The organism is Leeuwenhoekiella parthenopeia, from assembly GCF_020782115.1.
GTDB classification, from domain to species: domain Bacteria; phylum Bacteroidota; class Bacteroidia; order Flavobacteriales; family Flavobacteriaceae; genus Leeuwenhoekiella; species Leeuwenhoekiella parthenopeia.
On the sequence record NZ_JAJGMW010000004.1, the window covers coordinates 159782 to 183291 of the forward strand.

The 23510-nt window shown below is 39.8% G+C and carries 22 protein-coding genes; 2 read left to right on the forward strand and 20 right to left on the reverse strand.

Features of this window, described 5'->3' with window-relative positions; translation table 11 throughout:
- Positions 1 to 803: 803 nt before the first annotated feature.
- The 8 genes from LLW17_RS18945 to LLW17_RS18950 all read right to left on the reverse strand — a co-directional run bounded on the left by LLW17_RS18945 (position 804) and on the right by LLW17_RS18950 (position 8505).
- On the reverse strand, positions 804 to 1568 hold the full coding sequence (locus LLW17_RS18945; RefSeq protein WP_228229109.1) for a LytR/AlgR family response regulator transcription factor: 765 nt from the start codon (positions 1566 to 1568) through the stop codon (positions 804 to 806).
- The gene (locus LLW17_RS04715) at positions 1565 to 2599 is read right to left on the reverse strand and encodes a sensor histidine kinase (RefSeq protein ID WP_228229110.1); all 1035 of its coding nucleotides are present in this window, start codon (positions 2597 to 2599) and stop codon (positions 1565 to 1567) included. Before LLW17_RS04715 ends, LLW17_RS18945 begins: the two co-directional genes overlap by 4 nt.
- 56 nt (positions 2600 to 2655) lie before the next feature.
- The gene (locus LLW17_RS04720) at positions 2656 to 3402 is read right to left on the reverse strand and encodes a hypothetical protein (RefSeq protein ID WP_228229111.1); all 747 of its coding nucleotides are present in this window, start codon (positions 3400 to 3402) and stop codon (positions 2656 to 2658) included.
- 388 nt (positions 3403 to 3790) lie between these two features.
- The gene (locus LLW17_RS04725) at positions 3791 to 5236 is read right to left on the reverse strand and encodes a S41 family peptidase (protein ID WP_228229112.1); all 1446 of its coding nucleotides are present in this window, start codon (positions 5234 to 5236) and stop codon (positions 3791 to 3793) included.
- A gap of 803 nt (positions 5237 to 6039) precedes the next feature.
- The gene (locus LLW17_RS04730; protein WP_228229113.1) at positions 6040 to 6645 is read right to left on the reverse strand and encodes a hypothetical protein; all 606 of its coding nucleotides are present in this window, start codon (positions 6643 to 6645) and stop codon (positions 6040 to 6042) included.
- Between the two features lie 183 nt (positions 6646 to 6828).
- Complete coding sequence (locus tag LLW17_RS04735; protein WP_228229114.1) at positions 6829 to 7392, reverse strand: helix-turn-helix domain-containing protein; 564 nt, start codon at positions 7390 to 7392, stop codon at positions 6829 to 6831.
- Positions 7393 to 7632: 240 nt separating this feature from the next.
- Positions 7633 to 8208: a hypothetical protein gene (locus LLW17_RS04740; RefSeq protein WP_228229115.1), complete on the reverse strand. Its 576-nt coding sequence runs from the start codon at positions 8206 to 8208 to the stop codon at positions 7633 to 7635.
- A gap of 18 nt (positions 8209 to 8226) precedes the next feature.
- Positions 8227 to 8505, reverse strand: a complete 279-nt coding sequence (locus tag LLW17_RS18950; protein ID WP_350355196.1) for a carboxypeptidase-like regulatory domain-containing protein — start codon at positions 8503 to 8505, stop codon at positions 8227 to 8229.
- Positions 8506 to 8733: 228 nt separating this feature from the next.
- Here LLW17_RS18950 and LLW17_RS04745 point away from each other — a divergent pair, with 228 nt between their 5' ends.
- Positions 8734 to 9543, forward strand: coding sequence for an endonuclease/exonuclease/phosphatase family protein (locus LLW17_RS04745; protein WP_228229116.1), 810 nt, complete (start codon positions 8734 to 8736; stop codon positions 9541 to 9543).
- A gap of 76 nt (positions 9544 to 9619) precedes the next feature.
- On the opposite strand, the gene LLW17_RS04750 is transcribed toward LLW17_RS04745, so the two are convergent.
- From LLW17_RS04750 to LLW17_RS04765, 4 genes are all read right to left on the reverse strand, one after another.
- Entirely contained in the window at positions 9620 to 10666 is a 1047-nt protein-coding gene (locus LLW17_RS04750) for a type I restriction endonuclease (RefSeq protein WP_228229117.1), read from the reverse strand.
- Between the two features lie 106 nt (positions 10667 to 10772).
- Positions 10773 to 11438: a response regulator transcription factor gene (locus LLW17_RS04755; protein WP_228229118.1), complete on the reverse strand. Its 666-nt coding sequence runs from the start codon at positions 11436 to 11438 to the stop codon at positions 10773 to 10775.
- Positions 11439 to 11452: 14 nt separating this feature from the next.
- Positions 11453 to 13150 (reverse strand): sensor histidine kinase, encoded by a 1698-nt coding sequence (locus LLW17_RS04760; protein ID WP_228229119.1) that lies wholly within the window; start codon positions 13148 to 13150, stop codon positions 11453 to 11455.
- 313 nt (positions 13151 to 13463) lie between these two features.
- The gene (locus tag LLW17_RS04765; RefSeq protein ID WP_228229120.1) at positions 13464 to 13637 is read right to left on the reverse strand and encodes a hypothetical protein; all 174 of its coding nucleotides are present in this window, start codon (positions 13635 to 13637) and stop codon (positions 13464 to 13466) included.
- A gap of 377 nt (positions 13638 to 14014) precedes the next feature.
- On the opposite strand from LLW17_RS04765, the gene LLW17_RS04770 reads away from it, so the two are divergent.
- Positions 14015 to 14809, forward strand: a complete 795-nt coding sequence (locus LLW17_RS04770) for a hypothetical protein (RefSeq protein ID WP_228229121.1) — start codon at positions 14015 to 14017, stop codon at positions 14807 to 14809.
- Positions 14810 to 14869: 60 nt separating this feature from the next.
- Here the strand turns inward: LLW17_RS04770 and LLW17_RS04775 are convergent, their stop codons facing one another.
- The 8 genes from LLW17_RS04775 to LLW17_RS04810 all read right to left on the reverse strand — a co-directional run bounded on the left by LLW17_RS04775 (position 14870) and on the right by LLW17_RS04810 (position 23507).
- The gene (locus tag LLW17_RS04775) at positions 14870 to 15367 is read right to left on the reverse strand and encodes a DUF6265 family protein (RefSeq protein WP_228229122.1); all 498 of its coding nucleotides are present in this window, start codon (positions 15365 to 15367) and stop codon (positions 14870 to 14872) included.
- A 380-nt stretch (positions 15368 to 15747) separates the two neighbouring features.
- Positions 15748 to 17127, reverse strand: a complete 1380-nt coding sequence (locus LLW17_RS04780; RefSeq protein ID WP_228229123.1) for a glycoside hydrolase family 43 protein — start codon at positions 17125 to 17127, stop codon at positions 15748 to 15750.
- A 210-nt stretch (positions 17128 to 17337) separates the two neighbouring features.
- Positions 17338 to 18984: a serine hydrolase domain-containing protein gene (locus LLW17_RS04785; RefSeq protein WP_228229124.1), complete on the reverse strand. Its 1647-nt coding sequence runs from the start codon at positions 18982 to 18984 to the stop codon at positions 17338 to 17340.
- A 73-nt stretch (positions 18985 to 19057) separates the two neighbouring features.
- Entirely contained in the window at positions 19058 to 20239 is a 1182-nt protein-coding gene (locus tag LLW17_RS04790) for a helix-turn-helix domain-containing protein (protein ID WP_228229125.1), read from the reverse strand.
- A gap of 47 nt (positions 20240 to 20286) precedes the next feature.
- Complete coding sequence (locus LLW17_RS04795; protein WP_228229126.1) at positions 20287 to 20814, reverse strand: hypothetical protein; 528 nt, start codon at positions 20812 to 20814, stop codon at positions 20287 to 20289.
- A 42-nt stretch (positions 20815 to 20856) separates the two neighbouring features.
- Positions 20857 to 21222, reverse strand: coding sequence for a hypothetical protein (locus LLW17_RS04800; protein WP_228229127.1), 366 nt, complete (start codon positions 21220 to 21222; stop codon positions 20857 to 20859).
- Positions 21223 to 21349: 127 nt separating this feature from the next.
- Complete coding sequence (locus LLW17_RS04805; protein ID WP_228229128.1) at positions 21350 to 22828, reverse strand: TolC family protein; 1479 nt, start codon at positions 22826 to 22828, stop codon at positions 21350 to 21352.
- Between the two features lie 7 nt (positions 22829 to 22835).
- The gene (locus tag LLW17_RS04810; protein ID WP_228229129.1) at positions 22836 to 23507 is read right to left on the reverse strand and encodes an ABC transporter ATP-binding protein; all 672 of its coding nucleotides are present in this window, start codon (positions 23505 to 23507) and stop codon (positions 22836 to 22838) included.
- Positions 23508 to 23510 lie beyond the last annotated feature (3 nt).

The window sequence follows — 23510 nt, forward strand, 5'->3', positions numbered from 1 at the left end:
AGAAGCTTTACAACAACAGGAACCCCTCATTCAAATACCCTCAAAATAAATGAAAATAGCCTCCTAAAATTTGATGCGTTTTGCGTCCCAGTACTGGTCCCTGTACTGGACCTGATGTAGACTTCAGATGGTACACAACGTACGCAATTTTAGACTGGTTCTGCTACGCTAGTGTCCCAATATTGGTACCTTCTATGCACCTATAAACATTTAAAACACAAACATTAAAAAGCCAATAGGCTAAATGTATATGTTTAGCCTATTGGCTTTGACAAAAAGAATTTCAGATGAGGCTCTAATTCATGTTTAAAGCCATTTTAGGCTTTAAATCACAAAATTAAGGCAAGTGCACTTTAAATTTTAAAATCGTTTTTAAAATGCCTTAAAATTCCGACTATAAAGGTTTTGGCGTTTTAAAAACGAATGAATGGATTTAGAGAAAAGTGATCACCCATTTCCAAAGAGTTCTTCTAAGTTTTAATTGAACCATACCTTGCTTTGATAAGTAAGCACGTAGTTTTAATCGTTGACTATCCTGCCTGGGGCCAACCCTATCGAATCAGAATAAATAATAGGCCTGAATTTATTGCAAATCGAGCAACCCAATACTCATTACGACGCCTATCTTCCCCAGGATTAACCGGGTAAATGAGCACCTGTGCAATAGGTAAAGCTTCACGCCATCCAACACAATGAAAACCTAAGACGATAAAAAAGCCTCAGGAAAATAAGTAGGTCGGGGTAAGATTAGAGTTGCTTGCTTAACTTCAGTCGGGGTATACTTCCTAAAAAAGTTCCTGCTTTTATACTTCAATCCACTGCATAAATGGGGCTGTATTGCTTTGACTGGTTTTAAGGTGGTTTTTTGTGCCTTTAACGCTTATGGCTACTGTATTTTTGGTGTAGCGCTCTATTTTTTCAATGTGGTGCTTTTTTAACAGCACGCTGCGGTTGATTCTAAAAAAGTCATCCGGATTGAGATAGGCTTCAACACTTTTTAAGGAAGACTCGTTTAATAGGTGTTTCTTTCCCATTGTATCAAAAGCGAAAATAACACCCTCATCAGCCTCAAAGTAACTGATCAGTTCTGTTTTTAAAAAATAAATTCCCTGTTGGGCGTGAATGGTAAACTGCTCTTTATAAGCCCTTTTTGCAAACGTTTGTTGAATAAGATTTGTAATTCTATTCAGTTGCTGGTTTTCTTCGGAAGCTGATTTTTTTAAACGTAAAAATTTATCCCAGGCGTTTTGAAATCGATCTTTCGAAAACGGCTTCAGCAAATAGGCTATTCCGTTAGTTTCAAAAGCATTCATCAAAAACTGATCGTAAGCTGTGGTGAAAATAATTGGACAAAAAACCTGAACCTCTCTGTAGATCTCAAAAGCATTACCGTCTAATAATTCGATATCCGAAAAAATAAGATCTACGCCAGCCGTATCAAGAAAGTCAATTGCTTCTGCTACAGTATCAAGTTCTGCTACGACTTCCGTTTTGATATCCATATCCTGTAAGAAACGCTTCAGCTTTTTTCTTGCCGGTATTTCGTCTTCAATAATTAGTATTTTCACCACGGGTCTAATGTTTTAATTACAGGAAGTTTTACAGAAAACATGCTGTTAGTTTGCTCAATGCTAATAGGAGTTTTGGTTAGTAATTCATATTGCTCCTTTAAGTTATTCAAAGCTCTTCCAGAAGTCAATTTTGCATTTCGTTTGGGCATATACGTGTTGATTACCCTGATGTTTTCATCAATAGTAATCTGAATCTTAATAGGCTTTTTTACAGTTCCCAAATTATGTTGAATGGCATTTTCAATAAGTAATTGTAAGGTAAGCGGAACAATATATCCGTCACTTTTATGATTTTCAATTTGCAATTGATATGCATCGCCGTATTTATGTTTTATCAATTCAAAGTAGTTTTTGGCAAAGATCAATTCTTCGCTTAGGCTAATGAATTTTTGATCCGAGACCTGTAAAACATATCTGTACATTTCTGCAAATTCATTTAAAAAATCGGATGCTTTGTTTTTGTCTTCCTCGATCAGTTGATCCAATACATTCAGATTATTGAAAAGAAAATGAGGGTTGAGTTGCGTTTTAAGCTGGTTGATTTTACTTTCTGATATGGCCTTATGGTAACTCATAAGCTGCTCCTGTTTCGTTCTGTTTTGTTTGTGATAGTAATAGGTTAGAAAAAAGCTTCCGTAAATGATCCCGTCTAACAGATTAGAAAACGTAGATAACGTAAGCGTTTCCTGATTAAAATTACGTTCAATAGTATCAAAAGAGAAGGCTATCACAAAGCCTATTAAATGCATAGCAATTAAAAAAGCAAGAAGCGAAAGACTGAATATTTTAAACATTTCACGCACTCCCAGAACAACAGACTTGTGCCGTTTTCTGATAAAAAAAAGCATTATTACAAAAAGGATACTTACTGAAATGAGCGTTGCAAATGCCGCTTCTGGCGTAAAAATATAGGCATCAACAACTCCTCTTCCTACGATACGCGTGTATATAGATTGAAAATAGGCAAACAATAGAATAAACAGTAAAAAATATCGGTTAGCACTCAGAATATGTAGCAGGTTTTTCATCACGTCAAAAATTAAAAATAGCACTATATCTCTACAGTGCTATTTTATGAGATTGATTATTTTTCTTTTTCCGGGAACGAAGCAATCGTGTTTCCCTGCTCATCATAAAAATCGAGTTTGGCATTGTTTTCTTTATCAACATAAAACATCGCTCTGGGCATACCCTTATCATCAAAAAGGAATAAACCGTTATTCTGACTACGTGTTTTTCCAAGCATTATTCGGGGAACACCCCCTATCAGACCTTGATTTTCGTATTCTTTTTGTTTTTGACGCATCGCCTCGGGGTCTTTTTTACGAAGTTCTTGTAACTCCTTCATAATTGCCGCTGTTTTGATTTGAGACTCTTTACCCGGACGGTCGTTAAATGCCAGGCTGCTACTCACAAATCGTTCATCGCCTTTTTGATAATCCTGAGTCAGCAATTGCATCACCTGATCCCCATCATACTGGTCATAAGTAAGCGATAGTCCTGAGCTGTGGCCATTTCCATTTTTGTGCCCATCATAAATAAATCCGCCACATTCAATCCCATCTTCATTGTAAAATAACATGCCTGAACGTTTTTTGCGCTCTTCATTTGTAGGTCTTTCATTGATCTTATCCATTCCGTTAGGAAAGCGTTCCACGTTTGTGATAATCATTTTTACGGTTCCATCTGCTTCTACAATATTGATTCTTTCCACATCAATTTCTCTGAATTTTTGATTCTCGTTTTTCTGGAAACCTGAAGTGCTTATCAAAATCATTCCGGCTACAGTCGCTACTGCAAAAGCTCTTAAAAAAATTAGTTCTCTTTTCATGGTTTTAAGTATTTATCTTATTGATGAGGCAAACCTATTTAAAGGTCACGCACTACTAAACAACAAAACACGGAGTCAGGGAAAAAAGCTTATGAGCTAAGGAAATTCCGGTTTGAGTGGAAAAAGAAAATTATCTAGTTGCACCTTATATAAGGTATAAGGCTAGGTAAAAGGGGGAAGAATCAGGAATGCTCCAATCAATATTAGTTAGGAAGGTCCCGGAGCAAGACCATCAAGCCACTTTAATGCTCCTGATAGTTGACCAGCGAGGTACCGGCTTAAACTAAAAATCACGCATCCTTAGAACGACCGGGAATCAATAAGACCAGAACCTGTATAAGCAGTGCTAATAGACGCTGTTACCATTCGGGGTTTTAAAAGAACGTATTCAGTTTTTGGTGTTATCGATCAGATGGGTCATATGTTCTATAGCGAATCTTAACACATCCAGATCTTCATCAACGTATACATCCGGTGGCATCCCATAAGGATCTATAGGATTTTCAGCAACATCCTTTGCTCTTACCGAAGAAGGATAATGCAATTCAAAACAGTTTATCTTTCGGGTAAGCACATTAAACCCATCGATTATACCTGCAGTATTTTGGCCGTAGAGCACTACCTTTTCGCTTTGCCTGGTCCTGTAGACAAAGGTTTCTCCGGAGCTGATGGTTTTTTCATTCATAAGAACGGCTACTTTTTGATTTGGCGCAAAAAGGGTGTCGGGAACTGAAGTACTGGCATATTGATCACCATCGGGCCAGAATAAGGCTCCTTTCAATGAAGAGAGGTAATCGTATTCCGCTTTGCTCTCTTCATCCAGCTCTTCCGGATTTCTGCCCTCCAGAAAAATATCAATATTTCCTTCAGAAATCCAGAGGCCATAATTGGGTGTTTCTATTGGACCGGAGAGTATATAGGGGAAAAGAGGCTTGTATACCACGTCGTTCCCCCCATTGTTATCTCTCACGTCAACAATAAAAAATTCTGCATTAACCAATTCCTGATGATGCGATTTAATAAGGCTGTCTACAAAGGCAGGTTCCTTTTCGTAGAAATTCGGGAAACGTATGTAGGGTATTTTTTCATCTATCAGGCGTATATGGAAATCGCCGTAAAGATCTGTTTCTGTAGCAGTTGTTGCATTAGGATCGGAAGGCCAGAGCTTTACCCAATTATTAAAATCTACAAGTTCTAAATTTTGAGCATTTTGAAGTTTGCCCTTCAACTTCCTTTTCGTGTTATCATTCAAGTAATAAACTACCTCGTAATCATTTCCATAAATCTGACTAAGCTCAAATTTTACGTCTCCCGGCTTCCAAACCACATTCTTAATGTCTAAAACGACACCTATAAATTCGCCCTCAGCCGCCCCTTTTTTGGGCAGAATACCCACTTGATACTCCCCATATTTCCAGATCCCTAAAAGATCATTTTGAATATTATCTTCTATCTTGTTAATGCTGTCTAATTCATCAAGAAACCTTTCTTTATCAATCGCGATACTTTTGCGGGTTTCTTTACCGGCACTATTGCCTGTAAAACGTATGTAATTATGGCCATCTCTGAAAAACTGCAACCAGTGTTCCAGTACCGGAAGACACTCTTCCAAATCGGAAATCTTAGCGGCTTTTTTCCTGAAAACGTCTTTATTGGCCGTATAAAGTGCTCTATTAGCTTCGGTAACCTTTATAGTAAACAGTGCATAATCTTGCTCATAAACCTGAACAACCTGCTCGAAAGTTTCGGCACAGGTACACTCCTGAGCCCTTGAATAGCAAATGCTCCATATTAAAACAGCGAGCGTGAGCAATGGTTTAGAGGGTGTTTTCATAGAGCGCTTTTATCGTGTTTAATTTGAGGTTGTATTCCAAAATAAATCGGCACGCAAGCTTAGCCTGGTGCCAACTCGTTAATTCAACACTCAACAGCTGCTGACCTACTCAAAATTATCAGTAAATCAACATGTTAGCATTGCGCGTATAAAAATAGGCTTTTGTCTTACAGGAAGTTAACAGAATCCCATAATGAATCGAGGCGTTTTTACAGAATTCCTTAAAAAGTCTGCCCCAAAATCAATTATATGCACAAGTAGTTGATCCTTAGAATAGATGATTCCACAATTCCTATCATCCTGAGCGTTCATTTTTAATCTACCTTTTACCAAGGGAGAGGCTCAACTGACTGCATGTGGTCAGGTAATCAGAACAAGTAAATCCTTTTCTTCTGAACCCGATTAAGTTTAATCCGAAAACCTGAATTGTGCTGATTTGATAGCTGACCAGAGATACCAGGCTTCTCAGAAACGACCGGGTAAAACCACACTGCTACCACAGTGAAACCACACTCCAACCACACTTTACCACACTTTTAGTGGGTGAGCATAGTTTCATAATGGTGTGAACAAGAAAGCATATAGCGGTATCAGGGCTTTTGAATGGTCTTTTTGGAGGCGGAGTATAGATGTAAAAACCACTTGAAATAGGCTTAATCAGATAATATTAGCTTTGTACAGCTATTCCAGGAGGGGTTATAGACAACCAGTTCCCTAAGCCTTTATATCGAATCTATTTTGCGCTTAATCTTTAAAAGATTAGAGGAAGTCGGGCACATGCTAAATCTGGATTTCGATTAATGCTACGCCCCAGTTTTAGCAGCTATAACTTTTAAAATTTCCCAGTCTGAGTTTAAACGCTTGAGAATAACTATTCTTGAACTATTATCAGATAACTTTTTGGCTTTTGCTACTTTATCTATTTTCACCAAAGCAAAATCAGAGTCACCTAAAATAGTACTGAGTACGAAAGCTTCTTTCTTTTTGAACAGATTCCCAAATTCAGAATTCCTGAAAGGTGCTTTTGTATAGCTAATAATTCTGTCTGATTCAATATACCGACCCAGCTGGTCTAAACTTTGAAGCGCTATCTGTTCCAAAAGATTTTTGACTTTGAATTCCGGATCAACCGATAAGAGAAAATCTAAAGGATTACTTTCATATTGCACGGGCTCTACGCATACTATAGAATTACCTGGAAATTCTGCACGAAACCAGTTATCATAATTACCATCTAAGTCGTAATTTTTGAAATACGCAATCGTTTCATTTACCAAATATTCCTTAGGTCCAATTACACGTTCGACAAGTTGAGTATAAATCAACTGTTTATCTTTCAATAACACGTGCTGTTCCTGTGCAAATGATCCTAAAGGAAGAAACAGTAGAAGTAAACAGATGCTTTTCATTTTACGCCCGAGGTTTTTAATAACAGTTCTTGATTGCCAGTTTCTGAACCTAATCTAATTTAAAGTTTAATCTGTTTTGAAGGTGCGCTTAAGAATCGGCTGAGTCAACACAGACTTCAGGTTCGATTCCCCATATACTACCGTAAAGCCTTCATCAACCGCACTGGCTCATATTGACAGCAGTTATTTTATCAGCTTTATTATATTCGGATACAGGTTTTGAGTTTTTCCCTTACTTGTTTTAATCGCAAAAACTACTGGTAAAATTACATTCAAAGCATAAAGCGCAATGAATAAGTACAATAAAATGGGATAATGCCCGTAATGCATAATTTTTAAAAAAGCAAAAGCACTTATTGATGTAAAAGCCAGAATAGACCAGATTATCTGATAGTTCAATAAATTTGCTCCTGCTTTTTTAAGTCCCACGATTTTATCCTTTTTATTCATCCACATAATTAGCGGGATAATTAGGTTTCCAACAGGAATTGCCAAAAAAGTTAGCACCGTAAGATGGAATATCGTGAGGTAACCTTTATCCGGTTCCTTACCATAGTCTAAAAGCTCTTCTGCATTAATAGCGAGAACTTCGCAAATCAAATTCAACGTTCTTCCACGAGGTTCACTTTCGTTATTTTCGATTCGCTGAATTGTTCGCAAATTTACCTTTGCAGATTCAGCCAATTCCTCCTGAGATAGTCCCCTTTTCTTTCGTATTTCCCTAATTTTCTTTCCAATTTCGTTCATAGTGGATGTTCGTTTATTGTTTTGACAAAACTACTTCTGAAACTATCCTTTTGATAACGGTTTATTTACGACATGTTTACGGCATACTTGTCAAGCTATTGATTTCGTTAGACTTTTAGCTATTAGCTACGGCAGACTTTCTCAAAACTAAACGTTTCTGTTTCCAGATGCAACCGAAGAATAGCTGGTAACGGATTTTACTTTTACCGCCCCAAGCTCCATAAGTCTATGGTTATAAACTTACTCACATATGGCATTCAGGTAAAAACTTAAATTTTGACCGCCATCCTTCCAGCTATCCATTGCCTTATCTCTAAAGTAAGCCGTATGCGTTAACGAGCTGGCTGTTGACAGGGCAAAGTATTTACTGTTCGCGCGGGTCTTGACACTTTCAAGCCATTGTATGGTAACCGCAATTTCTTCAATCCCGTCTTTGATGTAGATATCATAAGGTTGCAGATCGACTTTAAACCAACCCAAATAAGTATCCCTGATTTCAAAAATGATGTTTTGGTTGATGATTAAATCTGTGGGAAGTCCATTTTCAACTTTGTATATGTTGACCCTGAATTTTAAAGATTTAAAGTCGTTAGAAGTAATATTGAAATTTAAATCCTGTAAATAACAGGCACGGCGGATCTTGAATTTCATCCCCCGCTCTTTGCTTAAGCGATCATCTACATCTTTTTCGTAGTAAGAATAAAAATTGGAATGCATTAAACCCAATCCTTTAGACGACCTGCCTATACTCTTAGGTTTTAACTTAAGCTTTTGGGCACTCAATACAACCTCATCCAGTACGGTGCTTTGAGGCATTAAAAAAATAACTTTTTCCTAATTACTTAAGTCGGACACCAGATACTTCTCTGTTTTAAAGCCGATATAGGAAAATAGTATTGTGTCGCCGGGACTGACTTTTTCGTTTAAATTCAGCCTAAATTCACCCTTCTCGTTTGATACGGTACCTACTGTTTTATTTGAAATTCCAATATTTACATAGGGTAAAGAATGATTGGTAGATGAACTCTTCACTTCGCCTGTGAGTTGCATGCTTTGACAAAAACCCACATAAGACACTACCAATAGGGAGAAGATGAGTAAAAATTTTTTCATAGCTTATATTAAGATACAGCAACATGGAAGCTGTTGATGTTATCTGAAATACCCCGATTCAGCGGATGTGTTGCAGATCAAGCCTATATTTACCGCCATGAGTATCCAACTAGCGCTCCTGCGTGCTGTTTGACCATAAGACCCGAAACATTCCTGAAGTACAGATTTCTGTAAGGCAGGCTACACCCATTATCTGTATTTTTAATTTCAAAAGCTCACAACTTAACTATGCAAACCTACTTACGCCTGTTTTTACTGCTCTGTTCTTTAACATGCTTTTCTCAACAACACGAACTCACCCTGGTTTCCTGGAATATTCGGGATTTTGGAAAGACCAAAAGCGCCGAAGAACTGGATCAAATTGCAGAAATTGTACGAGACGCAGATATACTCGCCATTCAGGAGGTGGTTGCGGGTTACGGGGGAGCTCAGGCCGTGGCCAGACTTGCTGCTATTCTAAACCGTAAAGGCTCTAAATGGGACTACGTCATAAGCGATCCTACCCATAGTTCAAAATACGTGACCGAGCGTTATGCGTTTATTTGGAAAACCGCGAATATCAAAATAAAAAACAGAGGTGCGCTAATCGCCGCTCTGGATTCTAAAGTAGATCGTGAACCCTTTGCAATTAACTTTTATCTAGATCAAAAGGTTTTACAGATCGTAAACTTTCATTCCCGGCCTTACAATCAAAATCCACAGGCTGAGATAAAGGCCATATCCCAACATCTGGTCAAAGCTATGAAGGGTTCCGTGATTTTTGCCGGGGATTTCAATGTTACCAATGAAGACCCGGTATTTAATGAACTAAAAAGTAATGGCTTTACTCCCGCTTTAATCGACCAAAAGACTACCCTTAAAAAAACCTGTACCGGTGTGGACTATCTTAATTATGCGATTGACAATATTTTCTATTCTAAGGATCTAAAATATCTGAAAAGCGGAGTGCTCGACTTTGTATTAACCTGTGATCAACTGGAAAAGGCGCGTAAACTTTCAGATCACTTACCGGTTTTTTTCAGGTTTAGCCTGAATTGAATTCTTCTGTAAAATGAAAATATAAGCTTTTCTTTTAGAGTAGAAACTCTAATGAGCCATCCCATCACAAAAGGTATTACTCATAATTAGCTGCGGTTTCTAAAAGCTGTTCTTCATATTGGTATATATCTTCAAGAGATTCAAGGGCATGACGATGTTCATTTTTCTTTGCATCGAATATTCCCAAATATTTTGTACTTCCATTAAAATGTAGTCGGCATAGCGGTTTACGATTGTTATCATCCAGTAAAATTCCGAAATAAGACTGAGTGTCCCGATGAACGATTCGGCTTACATCCAGTTTACGACGTAAAATAGCCACCACAATTCTGTATCCTTCCATTTCCTCTTCTGTGGTAACTACTTTACTTATTTCCTGAGGTTCTGGCGTAACCTCGTGTTGCCCTTCAGCTTCTTTATTTAATGCGGCATTGAGACGATCATTCACTCGATCACTAATTGTCTGACTAAAAGCCTTCTCAACTAAACCGGTAAATTCAGTCATAACTTTTTCCGTTAACCTCCCACTATAAACCTCACTCGCGAAAAGTTTTACAAAATTGAAAGACGGAGTTTGTATTTCTCTCGAGATTAGCTTTCGTATTTCTTTTGTGTATTTTAAAGAGCTTGTGTTATCTACAATCTTATGTACATCAAAATTGGATTTATGAAATTTAGCTATCTCAGGAATCACATTTTCCTTTAGTCTGGTAATATCAAATTCCAGAAAAGGCTTTTCATCCATTTTGTTTGGGTTCTCCAAATCAGTGTAAAAACGATATTCGATGCCATTGGTTAATAGTGCAAAACGGGTTTTAGAAACGTGAAAATAACGGAACAACTGAGAATTATGTGGATCCATTTTCTCTTTCCAGTTTTTACATTCTATAATTATAATGGGTTGTCCGTCCTGAAAAATCGCATAATCTACTTTTTCGCCCTTTTTTAGTCCAAGATCTGCTGTAAACTCGGGTACTACTTCTAAGGGATTGAAGGTATCATAGCCCAATAAATTAATAAAGGGTAAGACAAAAGCATGTTTAGTAGACTCTTCTGTTTCGATTTGATCTTTCAGTCTATCTATCTTATCAGCGAGTGCCTTAAGTTGATTGTTGAGTTCCATAAGCTAATATTGAATAAATTAAAATCAAACCTAAGGCTATTAAAAATCAATGCCTTACAGATATCTGTAAGGCATTGATTTTTTTTAACTAAAATGATATTGAGTTTTAAATCAACCCTTCCCGAATAAGCTTTGCAACCAGTTCAGTTGAATTTTTAGCGCCAAATTCATCAAATAATTTACTCACGCGTTTGTCAATAGAGCTTTCACTGTTGGGCCTTAAATCTTTCAATTTTAATTTGTCGCGAATCTCCTTTTTGTTAAAACCTTCCGAAAGGTGTTTTAGAATAAACAAATCAACCTCATCCAGTTCAAAAACATTTCTGGCGGTATTCAGGTCAATTTGTGGTGAAAGATAGGTGTTACCCGAAGCTACTGCCTGAATCGCTTTTACGAGTTCGTCAAGACTTTGCCGGCCTTTACACACATAGGCATTAATATGATAGGTATCAAAAAGCGGTTTTATCTTAACCGCCTGCTCTTCCATAGAATTTACGATGATCTTAAGGTCGGGCTGAAGCTTTCGCGCAGCTTCAATCAATTCAACTCCGGATGTAAAGGTTCGGGGTGTGTGATTTTCTTTAAAGGAAAGATCTGTAATGAGCAGCTCAAAAGCTTCGGGGGTATTGTGGGTGAGCTGAATACGGTTGTAGGCTTTATCACAGTAAAACTCTTCCTGAACCTGAGGTATGTTTAATTCGGCCTTAAGCGTGTCTACAATACTCTTGTTATCCCCCTGAAAATCTTCTGCAATCAATACTTTTTTAAACATAAAAGAACCCTTTACTAATTTGGAATACTGATCACTGCCTTAAATCCTTTGCCCTGATCTGATTCAAAAATAATAGTTCCTCCTATGGCTTCCATACGCTTTTCTGTAATCAAAAGACCGTTTTTCTCAAATCGTACAGAAGAATCAATTCCCACACCGTTATCGGAGTACCAAATTTCAAGTCTATCGGGGTGCTGCTTCATATTTAAGGTAACCAAACCCGCCCGGCTGTGCTTGCTCATATTGATAAACAACTCGCGTAATATTTTGTACAATGTGATTTTGGTCACATTACTCAAAGATTGCCAGGCAACCTCTTTACTCCCGCTAATAAGCAGGCGGGTTTCTTCCGGTTTATGCTGGTCAAGCATAGCGTAGAGGGCCTCTTTAAAGTTTACCCCGGTGTCAACCGCATTGATTTCGCGCGAAAAGTTTCGGCTTTGCTGATAGAGTTTATCGAGTTCGTCAAGTACTTTCCCCGCATCGGCATTACTTTGAACCAGAAGCATTACGTGATGCAAACCTGCCCCAAAATCATCGTGCAAACGTTGGGATAAAGCCGCTTCGCTAGCATAGGATGCTTCCAGACGATCTGCCCGATTTTGCGCTTTTAAGCGCTTAATGCGCTGTTGATACGTATAAAAACCCAGTATAATTAACGCAACAAGCCCCATAACACCTGCCAGAAGCCAATACCTGTAGTTGCGCTCCCGGATTGCTTCAAGCTCGGCGTGGGCATTTTCCTTTTCAAGCCTTAGTATAGACTCTTCCTTAAGCCGGTCGTCATACTTGTACTTGGCAAATTGGGTTTTGACCTTCAACTCCTGCTTATACAAACTATCCTGCAGGTGAATATACCGGTCCCGAATGCCCATATCGCTGGGTTTGAGTTTCATAAAAAACCCAAGCGCGTCATATTCTGCGCGGGGAGCTTTAAGCTCTTTAGAAAGATCAATAACCGAATCTAAATAGCTCATCGCGCGTTGCGGTTGGGTCTTGCTGTAATATTCGCCAAGATGTGTGTAACTGGCTAATAATCCGCGTTTGTCCTGCTCCTGTTTGCGCAACCCCAGGGGCTCTAAAAAAGCATTAGCTGAAACCACTCTGCCAGACAACCAATTTGCATAGGCCAGGTTATCCAAAACGCGCGCCCGGGTATCTGCCATGTCCAGACTATCAACTGCGATCGCCTCTAAAATCGACCGGGCTTTATCAAGGGATTTCAGATCTATATATACCGTAGCCAGGTTATTTTTATAGGTACTAATGGCTGCTTTATCATCTGAAGTTTTAATGGCCTCTAAGTAGTAATCAAGGGCATCAGTATAGTTAAATAGTTTGCGGTGATTGGTGCCAAGACTATTGTAAACCGAAGCAATCGTGTTAGGATCCTCCCCTGCTTCTATATATTGAATGGCCTCGGTAAGCGTTTCTTTACTTCCAAAAAAATCACTTTGAGTTTGTTGAATATTAGCCATATTCAGCAGGTTTTTACCAATCCAGCTGCTGTCGTTGTTTTTTCTGTAATAAAATCTGGATCTGTTGTAGCGTTTAAAAGCACTATCCGGTTTCTGAACCACCTGCTCAAAATAATACCCCATGAGATAATTCTGCATACCCAAAATTGCTGCTGCCTCAGTGGGATTAGCGGTATCGTGAAGGAGCCGGTCACTTTTTATAAGGCTGTCGTATTGCCCCAATGAAAACTGCAACCAACTCTTTTGATACAGGAGCTTTGGGTACAGAGAATCGGATTTTTGGTTCTCTAAGGATTGAAGTGCCTGATTGGTAAATCTTAGCCGATCGTCTAAAGGTAGGTTATTGTTCTGAGCATTTTTATAATAAAATGAAATGCTATCGCCGGCAGGTTTAGAAGCCCCGCGATCAAAATTTAACTGCTCCTTACAGGAACAAAGCAATAAAACAAAAAGGAAAACAAGGCTAGGGCGGTACAAGGCAGTTTTTATTCTAAAACTACTAAAAAAGGTTTATGCGGATAGCACAAACCTTTTCTTTTTAAAACTGTTAATTACCCTCATCAAGGGGTGGCGGCGGAGGTGGCGGGGGCGTTACCTGACCGTCATCTCCCTCAGTTGCCTGGGTTCCGTTAATTAAACTTTCTTCATAAGCGCTTGCGCTACACGAGGCCAGCACCCCATTAAATGCCACGATCGCTATGGCCAATATAAATTTTTTCATCGTTTTAAAATTTTGTGATTGAACAAAGGGGTGGCCGTCCGGGGATTTCCCGGTTTTATTGCTTTACAGCCACCATTGAGTTTTGGAGTACTCCGTTGTTTTTTTGGAAAGTGGAAATCTCATGCAGCAGCTTTAAGCTACTTTCCAATTTGGCCTTTGCCACTGCATTACAGATTTCCTTTAGAATGCCTGTTCTAGAAAAGCTATGTTAGCAAGACACAGCAGCAAGCATCCTATGGGACAAAGTAAAGGGAAGATGGAAGTCTGGTTGCAGACAGTGATTAGACTTGTTTTAGACAACTTTTCGACATCATTAAACACAAGTCTTCACAGAGTAGTTGTCTAAAAAATGTCTGGGGATAATTTGTATTTTTAGGATGATGGAAGAATTCTACGTAAAGAAAATCACGGAAGAAGTATTTAAAAAAGCCAAAGACAAGTCGGCTTCACATAAGAAATATGCCTTGGCCAAAGAAGTTGAGGCAGCAACAGGATTGAGTTACCGCACCATTGAAAGGACGTACGATAGGTATATTAGAAGAAAAGATGAAGACTACAATCCGTCTTCAAATACTATAGAAGAGTTCTGTGTGTATCTCGGCTATCAGGATTATGCCGAATACGTTGAAAAACATAAAGCAAAGGAGCCCGATAATGGCCCACTTCCCTCAAGTCTGAAAGACCAAAATGAAACCCAGGATTCCTCCACAGGTGCAGCAACTAAACCAGGTCAGAAAATCTGGCGCTATGCCGCTATTTTTGGAACCTTTACGCTTACGCTACTACTTGTGCTTTATCTGATAATTCAAAATAAAACAAGTGAAGTAGCAGATTCTGAAAACTGTATGACCTGGACCGGAAGGTTCTATAAAAAAACACCCTGCTCAAAAGGTTCCTATTCCACGTATGGCAATACTATTGAACCCTATGATGAAAAGCGTTTTGAAAATTTTAAACGAGTAGAGGTTGATATTACCACCCCCTTCTTTTCGGAGCAGAATCAAAAGCCGCTCCTGTGGTATTACAAAAATGAACAGGGAGAAATTGAGTACTATACCGCTCCCGGTCTGCATCCCGTAAACGGAAAAACTTTAAAAGCCGTGACCGAATACATCGTAGAAAAATACGTACCCATTCACCAGAATAAACCTTCCTCATTTGTTCGTGAGTAGAAGTGTAGCTCTTAAATCATTGAAAAATAGGCCGGGGCTGAAATTAGTGAAACCAAAAAACTATTCTTTTACCGGTCTAAATGCAAACCGGATTTCCGTATCGCCTCCTGATACAGCAGCCTGTAAGATTTCACCCTGTTTACGATAGGTTATCAGATTGGGAAATGAGACCTCGGCATTCTCAAAGCTGAATGTATATGGGCTATATTCCTTTAACGTAAAGGTTACGGCTTCAGGATCATCGGGACTTTTAATCTTTAAAAACCAGTTTTCCGCGGAAGGAATCAATAGCATTTCTTCCTGCCAAATGGTGTCGCCTCTTTGCAAGGTATAACCAAATCCGCGATACTCTGAATCGTTTGGTTTACTCCATTCTTCAAAGGTTTCTTTTCCGGGATCTTCATCCGTTTGCTCCCATTTGCCCAGCAACCAGTCAAAATTCTTTTGAGCAAGCGACTCAACCTCTTTAATCGTATTGTCGGCGTCCGATTTTTGAGTCGTGGTGTTGCAGGATATCTGCATAAATAGCAGTACGATAATGGCCTTTGATTTACGCATACGGTTGAATTTGAAGATCTAAATCGAATTTAAGCATAAAGTCTCATTTTCATATAGAGCAGCATTAGTCCAAACTTACAGGAGCAGGGAGTGCTAGCATAGAAAACTTTTTTAAATAGGTTATGAGGACTGCGTTCTGAATAAATGAAAAAAGGCCTATTCCTAAAGTAATTATTCCTATTCATGATCGTATTTACTCGGAAATAAAGCCTTATGCTCCCTATAGTCATTGGGGATATTGAATTAGCTTCATTAGCTCATTCTAAAACTTTTCTCAAACTAAATCATCAAAATTTTTTTGTGAGTAATGCAGACAAATGGCGAAATGGCTAATGCACTGCGTGATAAAGGAAAAGGACTTTATAAAGATTTAAAACTGCCTAATTAAACTTCCACCAGTCAAAATAGAACAAATCCTTTTCGCCTTTAAAGACAAAAAACAGATCGTGTACTCCGGTGATAGTCTTATTTACCGGTGTCGTAAGGGTACTCCATAATCCCTCTTGCCTGATGTTGGTTACCTCAACTGTTGATACCAGGGGTCCGTCAATGGTATCGGCATGTATTTCGATCGTTCCACCATAAATAGGCGAAACACTCACTTCAACAGACTGCGCGCCCTCTGCAAAATCAACGCCTGCTACTTTTAGATAATCCCAGTTATGAATGTCGCTTACAAATAAATGGTCAGCGATTTTTTCACCCCGGTCCCAATCAAAATCACCTTCCCACTCGGTTTCAAAGCGGGTTTTTAAACCTTCACTCCAGGCCATGGTCTCGGCTTCAACCCGTCTAAAAGGATTAAGGGTTCCTACCTGTTCCGGTCCTTCAACAGAAAAATAAGCAAGACTTTTTATAGTACCATCTGCATTATATTCCATAACGTCCATATCAACCGCACGGCGTTCATAGAATTTGGGAGTGCGTTGTTTCAATAAATCGTAAGTATGCCCAAAAACATAGGATTTTCCCTTAAACTCGATGATCCCCGGGTGATTACCTCTTGATTTTTCAGATGCGTCTACAATCATACCTTTGTATTCCCAGGGTCCGTTAGGCGAGTCACTCATAGCATAACCTATTCCCTCCGGGCAGCACGTAGAGGCGTACGCCAGATAATATTTAGCGTTGCGCTTCCAAACCCATGGCCCTTCCTGATAATTTTGGGGAGTTGTGGCTTCCTGCATAATTTCCCCGGAATAGGAAATCATATCCTCATTAAGCTTTACATAATAGACCATTGGGTTACCCCAGTACATATATGCCTGCCCGTCGTCATCAATAAGTATGGTAGGATCTATATCGTGATTGCTGTTTTTAATAAGAGGTTTACCCAAAGGGTCTTTAAAAGGGCCATACGGACTGTCGGCTACCAAAACCCCGATTCCCACGCCGCCGGGCATTGGGCAGTACAGGTAAAACTTTCCGTTGCGTTCGATGCATTGCACCGCCCAGGCCCCATTCTCATAAGGCACCCAATCAAAACTATCCAGTGAGGCGACTACACCGTGATCGGTCCAGTTTACCATATCGGTAGAAGAATACAGCAACCAGTCTTTCATTTTAAAACCCATGGCATCATCTTCATCGTGACTGGTGTACAAAAACACCGTGTCGTTGTATACCAATGGAGCCGGGTCTGCAGTATATTTTGTCTGGATGATAGGACGCTGGGGCACGGTTTCCTGGGCAACAGTAGATGCATACGTCATCAGTATGACAAGAAAAGTAAGTGCTACGTAAATCTGATTGCTTCTCATAGTATTTTAAGTTATAAACCTTTAATGCACATCCTGTTTAATGCCGAAACCCCTAGGCTGCAACATATAAAGGATGTGGTAATTTAGCTTTAATTGTGTAATACACACTTAATTTACTGAAAATAAAGATATCCGTATCACGCCCCATCAATTTTGATTCGATTGGATTGAATTTAAAGTGGTTCAAGCACAAAAACTCATTCCTTAAGCTTAGGGTAAGCGCTCAAACTTCACCTGTTGTATCCGATCTGCTGAAAGGTAAATGGAGTCAACTGTTTCGCTTTCATGATCAAAGGTAAGGGTATAGTTTCCCAACAGTAATTTACCAGGGGTTATTAGAAACGCCTGGCTTTTTTTATCGTTTCTGTAAACAGAATAGGTATGGTCTTCAACATACTCCACCTGCAGCTTCACTCCGGTCTCTGCATTTAAAAAGGTGCCTTCAAGCGTTTTATAGTCAAAATTTTCCCAGTTAGCTTCAGGGCGTGTAAGACTGTAGGGTGCGTGTGTGGTATAGTATGCCGTCACCTGCATTTCACCACGTTCTGTTTTGGTAAATTCCTGTTTAAAGGCGGGATCATATTTTTGATGAAATACATTAGCCGACTCGCGCTCCAGCTCTACCTCTCCACGATCTAAACGGTTTAAAATCAGATTTCCGGAATCGTCTTTTAAAAACTCGAAAACATAATTACCGGGAGTGAGGTATTTTCCTAAAACGGCATCTACAGAAACATAGGCTCCGGTATTCTCTGGAGCGGTTTTAAAATCTGCTGACTCCTTTTCCAAACCCAAGACGACATCTGTAAATTGCCGGGTCATCATCGCCGGGATCACTTTTCCGCTATTGGTCAGGGTAACGGCTGCCAGTTCCGGATTTTCAAAACGCACTACCGTCGCCTTCCACGCACCAGTTGCCCCCTCGTGAAAACGATAAGGCTTTCCGCGGTAGGCATCAAACTCAAGACCATAGCCGTATTTCAGATTTTCGTTAGCCGCCTGCAGTTGCTGACTTTTTTCTATGAGTTTTCGTGAGATTTTAGGATTGCCAAAACCCTGAACCGTCTTTTCCCATTCAATCTTATCAGCAAGGCTGGAAAATAAATTGCCATCACCCACTACATTCCATTTCCAGTCATAAGTAGACCAGGTATCAAAATTGAAATAGGCTTTTGCCACTGGCTCTTCAATACTGCGGAAGTCATTTTCAAAAGAAGTTTCAGGCATATTCAAATCAGCAAAAAGCTGATTCATAAAATCCCTAAAAGAGGTTTCTGTGATTCTGGATATGATTTCAGCCAACAAAATATAGTTTGAGTTGCTGTACATATATTTGGACCCGGGTGTGAAATTTAAATCAGTCTGAGCCTTTAATAAATTAAGTGCATCCTGATTATTATACGTCTGTTTCCACCAGGTAATGCCCTGAAGGGACCATAAATCGTACACATCTCGAATTCCGCTCGTATGCTGTATCAAATGCTCTATGCGAACCGGAGTTTCAAGAGTGGGATATAATTCAGGAACATACGTTCTGATATCATCTGAAAGTTTGAGCTTCCCCTGTTCCTCTAATATTAAAATGGCCAGTGCGGTAAACTGCTTCGCGTTTGAAGCGATGTTGAAGCGAGAATGCGAGTCGATATGGGTTTTATTTTCAAGGTTTTCGTATCCCGAATAATTTTGATAAATCACTTTTCCACCGGAAATTAATGCAGTTGCCACACCCGGAGCATTCTCGGGAACATCGAGGGCAACAATGCTGTCTAAAGCTTTTTGTTGTGGTGGTGATAGCGCTATTTGCCCAAAGATTTGGGTGCATAAAAAAAGAGATAGCAGTAATACTAAAATTCGCATAGGTTTTGATTTATGCTCCAAAATTGCGTCTTAATCCTGGGGCAATCGCTTCAAATGACCATTTGACACCTGTTTACAGGTTGTTTTTCGTAATAAATTGTTGAGGGGTAAGTTTCGTGTGCTTTTTAAAAGCCCGGTTAAAGGTACTCTTAGAATTAAATCCACAGTCTAAGGCGATCCCCAAAAGTGTTTTCTCAAGATGCTCTCCAGACTTTAGTTTGTCTAACACAGTCTCTATACGCCGCGCATTAATATACTCGTTAAAATTAAGCCCAAATCCCTGATTGATGACCTCTGAAATGCGGTTGCGATTGGTATTCAGTTCGAGGGCGAGATCACTTAGAGTGAGGCGCGGATTAGTATGCAACTGTTTTGAATTCATTAGACTTTCAATTTCTTCTTTAAGTACGTGCAACTCTTCTGCGGAAACAGGGATGTCTCTTTCCGGAGATTGGGTTTCGCTATTTTCAAGTAAACTATCAGAACTTACCCGTTGCGGAAGCCGCACCTTTAAAGCGTGGGTGTAGCCTTCAATAGTAATATACATACCCACTGCTGAAAAGCTAAGGTAATACCAGTATTTACGACCGAACTGCGCCCATTCCGGATTTAAAATAAAAAACAACACTCTTAAAAACAGGATTAGGCTAAATGCCAGCAGGAAGTTTTTGACCCACTTAAAAGACACTTCTTCTGCGTAGCTGACTTCCTGTTCTAAATCTTTCCGGTAATTCTTGTATCGAAACAAGCAGAGTCCCAAATAGCCCAACATAGACAGCAAACCGGCCATCTGATACCAAAAAACCAGGTCTTTATCTCTTTCGTCTGCATAGAAGTAAAAGCGATCTAAAATAAACTTATCGGTAATAAACACGATAAAGCTATAGATCAGATACAGTAACGCCGGAAGAAAATGCCACAGTTGGCGGTTTGTGAAACTGAAATTTTTATCGAAAAGGCTACGGACGTAAAAATAGAGTACGGGGCCCAGGAGAAAAAGCTGTTGAAAGGGCATAAAAAACATAAACTCCCGGTAGCTGGTGATCGAATACCAACCCGCATAGCCAAGCATAAACGGACAAACATATAAACCGCACAAAAAGATGAAAGCCGCCAGCCATTTGCTGTCTTGCTGATCTTCACTAATTCCACGTTTAAGCAATACGACTGAAAATATAAGCGCATTGAAGAAGAAGATCAAAAGGGTAGCGCTCTTTTGATTAAAATCAAAAAATAGGATTTCATCATTGCTCATGTACCAAAGTCTAAAACCACAACCGAAAGTAACCAATATTTACAACTCTACTTGAAAGGTTTCTCTTGTATACCCCAGCTAGAATCGAAATTATGCATTGCCTTGTGTACAAAATTCTCTGGAACGAATCCTGAAACGAAATTTTTAAAGTATCTCATCCTAAACTTTTGTGCAAAACTGTCTAAAGCCTGATCACCACCAAAAGTATAGGGGTCAACGCTATTAATTCGAACCCACTTTGATCTGGCTTCTCTATTAATAACATTTACAAGCTCTAAAGAATCTTGTTTGCGCTCAATTGTAAATTCTAGAGTGTCTGTTATTTTAAGATCTACAAAATGGTCTCTTAAATATTGAATTAGGGTGTCGCTTTTTAGTCTGTAAGTTGCCAGATAACTCAGCCCATTTTCACCAACAACTACATAACCTGTATCAGTAATATGAACTTCAGAATAATGATCTGGTTTTTCAGAGCTTGTAAGATACCAAACCCCCTTTATATCTAATTTCTCCTGTTTAGAGCAGCCTATCAAAAGCAAAAACAGAATTAGGGGATATATTGCTTCATAATTCATCTTTGATTTGCTTATTATAGATATCAAATATTGGCTAAAACTTTAAGTCCAAAAGCTCCACTTGCTCGGTAAATAATTGTAAAAACCGGTATCATAGGCATCCCAATACAGTAAGTCAGAGCCCAACCAAAACACATCAATTTCTTGACCTATTTCAAATGGCTTATTCCAATTATTAGCATACCTCAACTTTTGCTTAACGTAGTAGGCATCATCTAAAAGAATACGTAGGTAAGGATAATTTAGCAACGTATAATCATTTCTCATAGATCCCCTTTCCTTACTGTATTCAACAACTGTCGCCTTTAATTTTTTACTCCCGTCTCTGAGCTCCAAAAATTTAATTTTCGAGTGGATCAAAAAAAGAATGAAAATCAAAATAAAAACCGGCAATACTAAAATCTCCATTCCTTCTTAGAGTATCAACTAACTATATTCTAGGCTCTGTTTTGCGTAAATATAGCCCATTGCTACAAAATCCATTTAAGGTATTCCTCAAAAAGAGTCAATCAATAAAAATTAGATCAAAACCCACTTATCTAATCGCCCTACCCTTATAAAACTCCAGCACCTTATCCCGTAAGAGATAGGTATAGCGGGTGTTGGTTAAATTGATTCGGGCGTTGTCTAGTCGATTTTTACTGGTAATGTATTCGACACTGGTGGCCACACCCAGGTTAAAACGGGCTTCGTTGATCGCAAACGACTTTTCATAAGCCGCAACCTGCTCCTCAAGCAACTCATAGCTCGTAGCCGCTGCATCCCAGTCGTTATAGGCCTGCGTGATGTTTTGCTTCAGCGCGCGTTTGGTTTCTGCCAAAGCTACCTCAGCCCTGCTCTGCTCTACTTTTTGCAATTGCACGTTGTTTTTGGCTCGAAACCCATTAAACAGCGGAATACTCACCGAAACCCCGATGGTAGAATTGAGGTTGTTGTTAAACTGATCGCTATACGATATCCCGCGGGAATCAAACCGGGTTTCCTGAGTAAACACATTATAGTCGGTTCCCGAAATGCTTACAAAATCGGTAGTTTCTAAAAGCGCTGTTCCGGTCTCTTCAAACAGGCGTGCAGCACTCGAGTAGTTAGTATTCAGATTGGCAAATAAACTGATTTCAGGTACGTACTGCGCGCGGGCGACAGCCACTCCTTTTTCGGCAGCTTCCAGCCTGATTTCACGGGATTTGATTGCAGCCAGATTTTGCAAAGCCTGCTCGTAAATCCCTTCGGCAGACAGCTCCTGATTTTTAAATTCGGTTACTAAAAGCAGACTTTCCGCCTGTATTTCGGCTTCGGTATTCAGCAAGAATTTAAGCTCCTCAAGCGCATTTTTCAGACTGTTAGTAGCTTCGGTTATGGCATTTTGATCCAATGCAAGCTGACCTTTCAAATCGTAAAAATCAGATGGATTGCCGCTCTCCTCTTCGTTGAGTTTTTCCAGCCGTTTGAGCTGTTCGCGGCTGGTAAGTAAGCGGGTTTCGGCCAGTTTTACGAGTTCGCGGGCATTCAACACCTGCAAAAAGTTTAGCGTAACATCAAGCATTCGGTTTTGGCGGGCTTCTTCCACTTCCATCCCGGCAGCGGCCTTGTTGAGCCTGCTTTGCTTCAGGCTGTTGAGCAATCTAAAGCCATTAAATACGGTGGCACTTAGACTGAGCCCTGCATTAGAGAAGTTAAGCTGCTCGGTCACATAGGCATTGGTAAAGGGGTCAATGCTTCGGCCATTGCTCACGCCATAATTGTAATCGGCATTTACTCTGGGCAAAAGCGCGTTTCGGCTTTGTTTATACTGAATGCTTTCGCCCTGCGCATTAATTTCCGCTCGCTGTACACTGAAGTTTTGAGCCAAAGCAATCTCGATACAATCTTCGAGCGTAAGCGTTTCCTGCGCCTGCATAGTGCAGATTGTAAACAGACAGGCCGCTAACAAGCCTGTGAATGGAATTTTCATATTCTTTTGATTGATGTGTTTGTATGTTTTTAAACTATCGGGTTGATGAGTCCCGCGTGTCATTTTAATTCTAGGGTTGAAGCTGTTTACTCCCGTCAAGCAGGTGAATGATGCGATTGCCGTAAGCCGCGTTAGACTCGGAGTGCGTCGCCTGAATGATGGTCACCCCTTCGGCATTGAGCTCCTTAAAAAGTTCCATAATTTCTTCACCCTGCTTCGAGTTCAGGTTTCCGGTGGGTTCATCGGCCAAAATGAGTTTGGGCTTTGCTATAAGTGCCCGGGCGATACCTACCAGTTGCTGTTGCCCGCCACTCAGCTGCGCCGGAAACAGGTCTTTTTTGCCCACAATATTAAAGCGGTCGAGCATATCGGCTACCAAAGCTTTGCGTTCGGAAGACTTGATATTCTTGTACAAAAGCGGAGTTTCGATGTTTTCATAAACGGTCAGTTCGTCGATGAGGTGATACGCCTGAAACACAAAACCGATGTATTCTTTGTAGAGTTTAGACCGCTGCTTTTCTTTGAGGCTATGCACCGGTTCGCCATCAAAAATGTATTCCCCTTCCTGAAATTCGTCAAGCATCCCGATGACGTTGAGTAAAGTGGACTTCCCGGAACCTGACGGACCCATAATCGAGATGAACTCGCCTTCTTCGACATCAAGACTGATATCATTTAGTAAAAAGACGCGTTTGCCGCCTTGTTTGACCCATTTGTAAATATGATTGAGTTGTAAGAGCATGGT